General features: G+C 72.4%; 10 protein-coding genes. All 10 read left to right on the top strand.

The window, feature by feature from the left end:
• Positions 1–207, top strand: a 207-nt coding sequence (locus ESO86_RS07890; RefSeq protein ID WP_129234405.1) for an RsmE family RNA methyltransferase, incomplete at its 5' end; no start/stop codon positions are given.
• A 24-nt stretch (positions 208–231) separates the two neighbouring features.
• A complete protein-coding gene (locus ESO86_RS07885; protein ID WP_129234404.1) occupies positions 232–588 on the top strand; it encodes a histidine triad nucleotide-binding protein in 357 nt (118 codons plus the stop codon).
• Positions 589–664: 76 nt separating this feature from the next.
• Positions 665–1,699 (top strand): PhoH family protein, encoded by a 1,035-nt coding sequence (locus ESO86_RS07880; RefSeq protein WP_129234406.1) that lies wholly within the window; start codon positions 665–667, stop codon positions 1,697–1,699.
• Complete coding sequence (ybeY, locus tag ESO86_RS07875; protein ID WP_129234403.1) at positions 1,696–2,157, top strand: rRNA maturation RNase YbeY; 462 nt, start codon at positions 1,696–1,698, stop codon at positions 2,155–2,157. The genes ESO86_RS07880 and ybeY overlap by 4 nt, the downstream gene beginning before the upstream one ends.
• 2 nt (positions 2,158–2,159) lie before the next feature.
• Positions 2,160–3,479, top strand: a complete 1,320-nt coding sequence (locus ESO86_RS07870) for a hemolysin family protein (RefSeq protein ID WP_129234402.1) — start codon at positions 2,160–2,162, stop codon at positions 3,477–3,479.
• The gene (gene era / locus ESO86_RS07865; protein ID WP_129234401.1) at positions 3,476–4,369 is read left to right on the top strand and encodes a GTPase Era; all 894 of its coding nucleotides are present in this window, start codon (positions 3,476–3,478) and stop codon (positions 4,367–4,369) included. Before ESO86_RS07870 ends, era begins: the two co-directional genes overlap by 4 nt.
• 119 nt (positions 4,370–4,488) lie before the next feature.
• Positions 4,489–5,688, top strand: coding sequence for a sensor histidine kinase (locus tag ESO86_RS07860; protein ID WP_129234400.1), 1,200 nt, complete (start codon positions 4,489–4,491; stop codon positions 5,686–5,688).
• On the top strand, positions 5,685–6,353 hold the full coding sequence (locus tag ESO86_RS07855) for a response regulator (protein ID WP_129234399.1): 669 nt from the start codon (positions 5,685–5,687) through the stop codon (positions 6,351–6,353). Before ESO86_RS07860 ends, ESO86_RS07855 begins: the two co-directional genes overlap by 4 nt.
• Before the next feature lie 100 nt (positions 6,354–6,453).
• Entirely contained in the window at positions 6,454–7,215 is a 762-nt protein-coding gene (locus ESO86_RS07850; protein ID WP_129234398.1) for an ABC transporter ATP-binding protein, read from the top strand.
• On the top strand, positions 7,212–7,621 hold a 410-nt coding region (locus ESO86_RS07845), incomplete at its 3' end, for an FtsX-like permease family protein (RefSeq protein WP_129234397.1). The genes ESO86_RS07850 and ESO86_RS07845, both read left to right, overlap by 4 nt.

The following is a 7,621-nucleotide window of genomic DNA, read 5'->3' as shown; positions in this document are numbered from 1 at the left end:
GCGGAGACGCCGCTCAGCGGCATCCGCCAGGACGGCCGGGACCTCGCGCTCGTCGTCGGCCCGGAGGGCGGCATGGACCCCGCCGAGATCGATCGCCTCGTCGAGGCCGGCGCCGAGCCGGTCCGCCTCGGCGACCCGGTGCTGCGCACCTCGACGGCGGGCCCCGCGGCCATCGCCGTCCTCTCGGTCGCGCTCGGGCGGTGGTGACCCATCCGTCGCTACGATGGAGGGATGAGCGGAACGGCTGAACCCACTGTCTTCGAGCGCATCGCCGCCGGCGAGATCCCGGCGAAGATGGTCGCCGAGACCGACCGGGTCATCGCGTTCCACGACATCGCACCGCAGGCGCCCGTCCACGTGATCGTGACCCCGCGCGTCGGACGGCACCGCGACGTCGTCGAGCTCGCCGCCGACGACCCCGAACTGCTCGCCGAGCTCGTCTCGGTGGCCAAGGGCATCGCCGACGACCTGGCGGGCGGCCAGTTCCGACTCGTCTTCAACACCGGCCCCGACGCGGGCCAGACCGTGTTCCACGTGCACGCCCACGTCCTCGGGGGCGGCCTCAGGGAGGGATCGCTTGGCGGCTGACGACGCGGGGGACCTCCCGCTCTCCGGATCCGAGGTCCGCTCCGACGAGGAGCGACTGAAGATCGACGGCATCGCCATGGTCCGGCTCCTCGGGCCGCAGGACCGCCTCCTCACGACGATCGAACGGGAGTACCCCGGCGTCGACGTGCACGTGCGCGGCAACGAGATCGCCATCCGCGGCGACGCCGAGGACCGGATGCGCGTGCGCCGCCTCGTCGAGGAGCTCCTCGAGCTCGTCCGCGGCGGCGGTGACCCGACACCCATCGAAGTGAGGAGCTCGGCCCGCATGCTCGACGCCGACCCGAATGCCCGACCGTCCGAGCAGCTCGGACAGGTCATCATCTCCAGCCGGGGCAAGTCGATCCGGCCGAAGACCGAGGGCCAGCGCGCCTACGTGGACGCGATCGACGAGCACACCATCGTGTTCGGCATCGGCCCGGCGGGCACCGGCAAGACCTACCTCGCGATGGCGAAGGCCGTCCAGGCGTTGCAGCGCAAGGAGGTCAACCGGATCATCCTGACCCGGCCGGCGGTCGAGGCGGGTGAGCGGCTCGGGTTCCTCCCGGGCACGCTGACCGAGAAGATCGACCCGTACCTGCGCCCGCTCTACGACGCGCTGAACGAGATGATGGACCCCGAGCTCGTGCCGAAGCTGCTCGCGACCGGCACCGTCGAGGTGGCACCGCTCGCGTACATGCGCGGTCGCACGCTGAACGACTCGTTCGTGGTGCTCGACGAGGCGCAGAACACGACGCCCGAGCAGATGAAGATGTTCCTCACGCGACTCGGCTTCGGCTCCAAGATGGTCGTCACCGGCGACATCACGCAGGTCGACCTCCCGGGCGGCTCCAGCGGACTGCGGCTCGTCACCCGCATCCTCGACGGCGTCGACGACATCCACTTCGCTCGGCTGACCAGCGACGACGTGGTCCGGCACTCGCTCGTCGGCCGCATCGTCGACGCGTACACCGAGTACGACCAGCGCACCCAGGCGCAGCGGTACGAGCGCGAGCAGGCGCGCGAGTTCGCGAACCGCGCCGAGCGTCGCGGCGCCGACCGGCGCGGCGCGCAGGGCCCGCGCGACCACCTCCCGAGGAAGAGGCAGCCGTGAGCATCGAGATCAACAACGAGTCGTCGATCGAGGTCGACGAATCCGCGCTCCAGCGACTCGCGGTCTACGCGCTCGACATGATGCACGTGCACGCCGACGCCGAGCTCGCCATCGTGCTCGTCGACGAGGGCGCCATGGAGCAGCTGCACGTGCAGTGGATGGACGAGCCCGGGCCGACCGACGTGCTGAGCTTCCCCATGGACGAGCTGCGCCCCGGCACCGCCGAGGAACCGGCCCCGCCCGGCCTCCTCGGGGACGTCGTGCTCTGCCCGCAGGTCGCCGAGACGCAGGCGAAGGCGGCGGGCCACGCACTGCTCGACGAGCTGCTGCTGCTCACCACGCACGGGATCCTCCACCTGCTCGGCTTCGACCACGCCGATCGCGACGAGGAGAAGGAGATGTTCGGGATCCAGCGCGACATCCTCGTCGGCTTCTCGATGCAGGAGCGTCGGCGCTGACCATGCTGCCCTGGCTCTTCCTCGCGGCCGCCTTCGTCCTCGTCGCATTCGGCGGCCTCATGGCCGCGGTCGATTCGGCGATCGGCGTGAGCTCGCGAGCCGATCTCGTCGAACTCTCCGTCGGCGCGCGGGCCGAGCGGTCGCTCCGCGCGATCGCCGAGGACACCGGAGCGCACGTCAACGCAGTGAACTTCATGCGCATCCTCGCCGAGACCACTGCGGCCGTGCTCGTGACGCTCGCGTTCACGTTCTTCCTCGACGACGTGTGGCTCGTGCTGCTGGTGTCCGCGCTCATCATGACCGCGGTCTCGTTCGTCCTCGTCGGCGCGAGTCCGCGGAGCGTCGGCCGGGCGCACGCCGCGGCCGTCCTGCGCCTCTCGGCGCCGCTCGTGCGCGGCGTCCGGCTCCTGCTCGGACCGCTCGCGAACGCGCTCGTGTCGCTCGGCAATCGCGTCACGCCGGGACGGATCCGGTTCGCGGGCGTCTCGAGCGAGGAGCAGCTGCTCAGCATCGTCGACGAGGCCACCGAGCTCGAGGTCCTCGAGCAGGCCGACCGCGAGCTGATCCACTCGGTGTTCGAGTTCAGCGACACGCTCGTGCGCGAGGTCATGGTGCCGCGCACCGACATGGTGACCATCGACTCCTCCGCGCACCTGCCCCAGGCGATGGCGCTGTTCCTCAAGGAGGGCTACTCGCGCATCCCGGTCATCGACCGCGAGGCCGACGACATCGCCGGCGTCCTGTACCTGCGCGACCTCGCGCGGCTCGGCTTCGAGCGCCCGCTCGACGCGGCCACGCTGACGGTCGCCGACCTGGCGCGACCGGCGGTGTTCGTGCCCGAGTCGATGGGCGCCGACGCGCTGATGCGCCAGATGCAGCTCGAGTCCAACCACCTCGCGATGGTGGTCGACGAGTACGGCGGCATCGCCGGGCTCGCCACGCTGGAGGACCTCATCGAGGAGCTCGTCGGCGACATCTCCGACGAGTACGACCGCGAGGCCGCGCAGGTCGAGGAGCTCGGCGAGGGGCGGTTCCGCGTGAACGCCCGACTGCCCGTCGACGAGCTCGGCGAGCTCTTCGGGCTCGACCTGGAGGACGAGGACGTCGACTCCGTCGGGGGACTGCTCGCCAAGGAGCTCGGCCGACTGCCGGGGAGGGGCGATCGCGTGAGCGTCAGCGGCCTCCTCCTCGAGGCCGAGCGCACCGAGGGTCGTCGCAAGCGCATCGCGACGATCCTCGTCGAGGCCGACCAGGCCCTCATCGACGTCCGCGCGGCATTCGCCGACGACGAGCCCGCCACCCGCGAGGAGATCCGCCCATGACCGACTATCGCGCCGGCTTCGTCTCCTTCGTGGGGCGCCCGAACGTCGGCAAGTCCACGCTCACGAACGCACTGGTCGGCGAGAAGGTCGCGATCACGAGCTCGAAGCCGCAGACGACGCGGCGGGCCATCCGAGGCATCGTGCACCGCTCGTACGGACAGCTCATCGTCGTCGACACGCCGGGACTGCACCGCCCGCGCACGCTGCTCGGCGAGCGCCTGAACTCGCTCGTGCAGACCACGCTCGGCGACGTCGACGTCATCGGCCTCTGCGTGCCGGCCAACGAGGCGATCGGCCCGGGTGACCGGTTCATCAACGAGCAGCTCGACCAGTACCCGCGCGCCCGCAAGGTCGCGATCGTCACCAAGACGGATGCCACGGGCAAGGCGAAGGTCGCCGAGCAGCTGCTCGCGGTCTCGCAGCTGCGCGAGTGGGACGCGATCATCCCCGTCTCCGCCCCGAGGGGCGAACAGCTCGACGTGCTGGTCGACGAGTTGCTGCAGCTGATGCCCCAGTCGGAGCATCCGCTCTACCCGGCCGAGACGACGACCGACGAGGACACGGCCGAGCGGATCGCCGAGTTCGTGCGCGAGGCCGCGCTCGAGGGCGTCTCCGACGAGCTGCCGCACTCGATCGCCGTCACGGTCGACGACATGATCGAACGCGACGACAAGGACCTGGTCGAGATCTACGCGAACCTGTACGTCGAGCGCGACAGCCAGAAGGGCATCATCATCGGCAAGGGCGGTGCGCGCCTCCGCGAGGTCGGCGAGCGCGCCCGCGGCGAGATCGAGGCGCTGCTGGGCCGCAGGGTCTACCTCGCGCTGCACGTCAAGGTGGCCAAGGACTGGCAGCGCGACCCGAAGCAGCTCGGACGACTCGGCTTCTGAGTCGCGCGGTCGGTGCCGCGCGCGGGAGCGCGGACCGCGGCCGCCCGCGGCGTCAGCCGATCGGATGACTTCTCGGCGGCACCCGGATCGGGTCGACCCCGAGGGCGTAGCGTGGTCCGGTGAGCACACCGACCCAGCGGACGATCCTCATCGTCGACGGCGTCCTCGCGGGGCTCTTCCTCGCGGCCTGCTCGCTCTTCGCCCTGGTGGGCGGGTGGCCGGACGTGGTGGTGACGGTGCTGTTCGCGGCGGCGCTCGCGGTCCGGCGCGTCGCGCCCGGCGCCTCGCTCGTGGTCGCGTGGGTCGCGGCGTGCGTGCAGATGCTGCTGCTGCGCGACCTGCAGCCGGCGGATGTCGCGGTGTTCGCCATCGTCTACTCGACCTCGGCGCACGGCTCGCGCGCCGTGCGCTGGTGGGGACTCGGCTCGGCCGGTGCGGGTGCCGCCCTCGCTGCGGCCTACCTCGCGCTCGTGACGCCCTTCGTCCACGGCGTCGGGGTCGCCGGGGCGCCGGAGGCGCTGGCGCGCGTCGCGTGGACCGGACTGCTCTTCGGCGCTGCGCTCGCGGGACTCGTCCTCGCGTGGACGATCGGGCTCCTCGTCCGCACGGTGCGCGACGCGCGCGAGCAGCGTCGACGCGCGGAGTTCGACCGACGTGAGCGCGAGCACGCCGAGTACCGCTACGTCGTCGAGCAGGAGCGGTCGCGCATCGCGCGCGACATGCACGACGTCGTCGCGCACTCGCTCGCGGTCGTGATCGCCCAGGCGGACGGGGCCCGATTCGCCGCGCGGACGCGTCCGGAGGCGGCATCCGAGGCGCTGCAGACCATCTCGGGCGTCGCCCGCGATGCGCTCGGCGACGTGCGCCTGCTCCTCGGCGAACTGCGGCACCGCGAGGGCGCCTCGCCGCAGCCGGCGCTCGACGACCTCGACGACCTGGTCGAGCAGGTCCGCGGAGCGGGCCTCGACGTGCGGCGCACCGAGCGCGGCGACCGGGTCGCGCTCGGCGCCGGCCACCAGATCGCCGTGTACCGCATCGTGCAGGAGGGCCTCACGAACGCGCTCCGCCACGGGGACCCGGCTGCACCCGTGCTGCTCGACCTCGACTGGGACCATGAGGGCGTCGCCGTGCGCGTCGAGAACGCCCTGCGCGGCGATGCCGCAGGTGAACTCGAGTCGCCGAGCCGGTCCGCCGCCCCCAGGCACGGCATCCCCGGCATGCGCGAGCGGGCCGAACTCGCGGGCGGATCGTTCGCGGCCGCAGCGGGCGACGGGCGCTTCGTCGTGACCGCGCGCATCCCGGCGCAGGCGGCGGCGTGAGCGTCGTCCGGGTCGCGCTCGTCGACGACCAGGCCCTGTTCCGAGCGGGAATCCGCATGCTCGTCGAGTCGCAGGACGACCTCGTGTTCGCAGGCGACGCCGATGACGGCCGTGGGGCGGTCGCACTCGCGGCGCGGAGCCGACCCGACGTCATCCTCATGGACGTGCGGATGCCGCACCTCGACGGGATCGCCGCGACGGAGCGCATCATGGCCGACGCCGAGCGCGAGGGTCGGGAGCCGCCCCGCATCCTCGTGCTGACCACGTTCGACCTCGACGAGAACGCGGCCCGCGCCATCCGCGCGGGGGCGAGCGGGTTCGTGCTGAAGGACGCGGATCCCGAGTTCCTGCTGGCCGCCATCCGCACGGTGCATCGCGGCAACGCGGTCATCGCGGCGAACGCGACGCGCGAGCTCATCGCCCACTCGTCCCGCGGCGCGGGCCGGCGTCCGGCTCCCGCGGCCTGGGCCGACCTCACCGCCCGCGAGCGGGAGATCTTCGCGCTGGCCGCGAAGGGGCTCTCGAACGCGGAGATCGCGGCATCCGCGTTCGTCAGCGAGGCCACGGTCAAGACCCACCTCAGCCGCGTGCTCGGCAAGCTCGGCCTCCGGGACCGCGTGCAGCTCGTCGTCTTCGCCTACGAGCACGACCTGCCCACCGGCTGACCCGGAGGTCGCCGCGACCGGCGATCTCATCCCAGCGGATGACGCGGGCGCGACGATCGGCGGACGCGGACCGCGCACGACCGTCCGTAGCGTCGGCGGCATGGAGATCCAACCCTCAGACCTCGGACTCGTCGCCCGCGTCGCCGGACTCGGCAAGCGCTACGGAACGGGCGCCGGCGCCGTCACCGCCCTCGAGAACGTCTCGCTCGGACTGCGCCGCGGCGAGTTCACCGCGATCATGGGCCCCTCGGGCTCGGGCAAGTCGACGCTCATGCACATCATGGCCGGGCTGGACTCGCCGACCACCGGGCGGGTGTGGCTCGGCGACACCGACATCACCCGCCTGCCGGACGGCGCGCTGACCGTGCTGCGCCGTCGCCGGGTCGGCTTCGTGTTCCAGGCCTTCAACCTCGTGCCGACGCTCGACGTCCTGGGCAACGTGATGCTGCCGTTCGAACTCGACGGGCGCCGTCCGAGCGGCGAGGAGCGCGCCGTCGTCGACGCACTCGTCGAGCGGCTCGGGCTCGAGGATCGGCTGCGCCACCGACCGCACGAGCTCTCCGGCGGGCAGCAGCAGCGCGTCGCGATCGCGAGGGCGCTCGCGACGCGCCCCGACCTCGTCTTCGCGGACGAGCCGACGGGCAACCTCGACTCCCGGACCGGCCGCGAGGTGCTCGCGATCCTCGCCGACGCGAGCCGCGCGCACGGCCAGTCGATCGCCATGGTCACGCACGACCCGATCGCCGCGAGCCACGCCGACCGCATCCTGTTCCTCGCCGACGGCCGCATCGTGCGCGACGCCCAGCGGACGAGCGCCGAGGAGATCGCGACGTACATGCTGTCCATGGAGCGTGCCGCGTGATCGCCCGCCTCAGGACGGAGCACGCCCCGACGCTCCTCGTCGCGGCGCTCGCGTCGGCCTTCGGCGTCGCGCTGATGCAGGTGACCGGATACCTCGGCTCGGCGATGCGCGCCGACGACGTGACGGGGTCGAGCGCCACCGCGGCGCTGATGCTCGCCATCGTCGCGTGGGTGTTCATCGTCATCGCGGTCTACGTCAGCGGCGTGGTGACGGCGAACACGGTCGCGACGGTCGTCGCCGGCCGTACCCGGCAGATCGCGTTGCTGCGCCTCCTCGGCTCGACCGCCCGCGCGCAGCGCGGCGCGATCGCGAGGGAGGGACTCGCCGTCGGCGCGGTCGGCGCAGCGCTCGGCCTCGTCGTCGGAACGCTCGTCGCGATCGGGCTCGCCGAGTGGGCGGCCGTCGC

Source organism: Agromyces binzhouensis, from assembly GCF_004135055.1.
Taxonomy (GTDB): Bacteria; Actinomycetota; Actinomycetes; order Actinomycetales; family Microbacteriaceae; genus Agromyces; species Agromyces binzhouensis.
This window is presented reverse-complemented; position numbering and strand designations above follow the sequence as displayed.